The organism is bacterium (assembly GCA_035945995.1).
In the GTDB taxonomy this organism is placed as follows: domain Bacteria; phylum Sysuimicrobiota; class Sysuimicrobiia; order Sysuimicrobiales; family Segetimicrobiaceae; genus DASSJF01.
Map to the genome: position 1 here is coordinate 1 of DASYZR010000127.1, position 1830 is coordinate 1830.

The following is a 1830-nucleotide window of genomic DNA, read 5'->3' on the forward strand; positions in this document are numbered from 1 at the left end:
TCAAGACGTTTCTCGTTATCGGGCTGATCGCGGTGGTCGTCGTCATCGTCGTGACGCTCGTGGCCAAACTCCCCCGCCGCAGCTAGCGCCGTGCAGCCGCTGCCCGCGACGGCGGACAGCGGCCCGGCGGCTGTCACGAAGTGGCGGCCCCGGCCGGCACGAGCGCCGCGTTCTGCCGTTCGAACTGCTTGGCGACGCCGCCGCGCCACCCCTCGGCCATGGCCTGTGACAGCGGATCGGGGAAGATGTCCTCCTCTCCGTTCTCGATGCCGTCGAAGATGGCTCGCGCCACGGACTCCGGCGAGGCCGTGGGAATGTCGAGATCTCGGGTCATCTCGGTGTCGGTGGGGCCGGTGAGGACGCTGTGCACGGTCACGCCCTGTCGTGCCAGCAGCAAGCGCAGCGACTGCGTCAGAGAGAACGCGGCCGCCTTCGAGATCGAGTAGGCCGGCGCGAACGGCACGGGAGCGAGGGCCGCCAGCGACACGTTGGTAACGATCGCTCCCTGAGAGCGAGTCAGCGACGGCAGGAAAGCCTGGCTCACGCGGTAGGTGCCGAACAGGTTGACGTCCAGGGTCTGCTCGATTGCGGCGAGATCGCTCAGGTCGTCAAAGGGCTGGACGCCGGCGTTGTTGATCAGGAGATCGAGCGAGTCGATGCTCGCGGCCGCCTCGTCGATCTGCTCCGCGTCGGTTACGTCCAGAGCCAGCGGGGTGACGCGCTGATCGGGGTGAGCGACCGGGTGGCGTGCCGCGGCATATACCCGTGCCGCGCCTCGCCGCAGGGCCTCCTCGACCAGCGCCCGGCCGATGCCGCGGTTGGCCCCGGTCACCAGCACTGTCGTGTCCTTGATGGTCATGCCCGTTCCTCCGGTTCTGCGGTGGTCTCGCGGTTCCGCGCCGCTCGTTCGGCGGCCTGCTTATATAGACCAGCCGCACCCGGCGGAATCGCCGCGCCGGTGGGTTAGGCTCCGATCGTGCCCGTTGCCGTCCGTCTTGCCCCTGGTTGCCGCCCGCGCGGCTGCCGGGCGCCTGCGCGGCGCGTGCTCGGGCGCAGGGTGCGGTACGTGATCGGCTCCGAGGCTGGTCAGGTCGACGGCAGGCGATGGCGCGGCGCGGCGCGCATCGCGCGGGGCATCTGAGGGAGATCGTTCTCCCCGGTGTCCGCCCTGCCGCGCGGATGCGCGTACTCGTGATCCCCTCACCAGCCACAAGCCCGAGGTGTGCGTCCGGGCTCAGGAGCGTGTCTGTCATGACCAGCGAATTCTTCATCCCGGCCGCGCCGGGGCATATCCCCGGTGCCGACGGGTATTTCGGCGCGTTCGGCGGCAAGTTCATCCCGGAGGCGCTGGCCGCCGCCGTGGACGAGGTCGCCGTCGAGTACGAGAGGGCCAAGGCGGATCCCGCGTTCGTCGCGGAGTTCGAGGAGCTGCTCGTCCACTACGCCGGACGGCCGAGCCCGCTCACCGAGGTACCCCGATTCGCGGAGCGCGCCGGCGGCGCGCGGGTGTTCCTCAAACGCGAGGACCTGAACCACACCGGCTCGCACAAGATCAACAACGTGCTCGGACAAGCCCTGCTGACCAGGCGGATGGGCAAGCCGCGCGTCATCGCGGAGACCGGCGCCGGCCAGCACGGGGTGGCGACCGCGACAGCGTGCGCGCTGTTCGGCCTGGAGTGCACCATCTATATGGGCGAGATCGACACTCGCCGCCAGGCGCTCAACGTGGCGCGGATGAGGATGCTCGGCGCCCAGGTGATTCCGGTCACCTCCGGCTCCCGCACCCTCAAGGACGCCATCAACGAGACGTTCCGTGACTGGGTTGCCAGC

General features: G+C 69.7%; 2 protein-coding genes. One reads left to right on the forward strand and one right to left on the reverse strand.

All coding sequences use genetic code 11. The features are described 5' to 3' along the window. Nucleotides 1-133 precede the first annotated feature (133 nt). Complete coding sequence (locus tag VGZ23_14710) at nucleotides 134-859, reverse strand: SDR family NAD(P)-dependent oxidoreductase (GenBank protein ID HEV2358842.1); 726 nt, start codon at nucleotides 857-859, stop codon at nucleotides 134-136. Between the two features lie 392 nt (nucleotides 860-1251). Here VGZ23_14710 and VGZ23_14715 point away from each other — a divergent pair. Continuing rightward, nucleotides 1252-1830, forward strand: a 579-nt coding sequence (locus tag VGZ23_14715) for a pyridoxal-phosphate dependent enzyme (GenBank protein ID HEV2358843.1), incomplete at its 3' end; no start/stop codon positions are given.

Excerpts from the sequence above, each read along its gene's own strand:
- VGZ23_14710 (HEV2358842.1), bottom strand. The coding sequence starts at position 859 with ATGACCATCAAGGACACGACAGTGCTGGTGACCGGGGCCAACCGCGGC.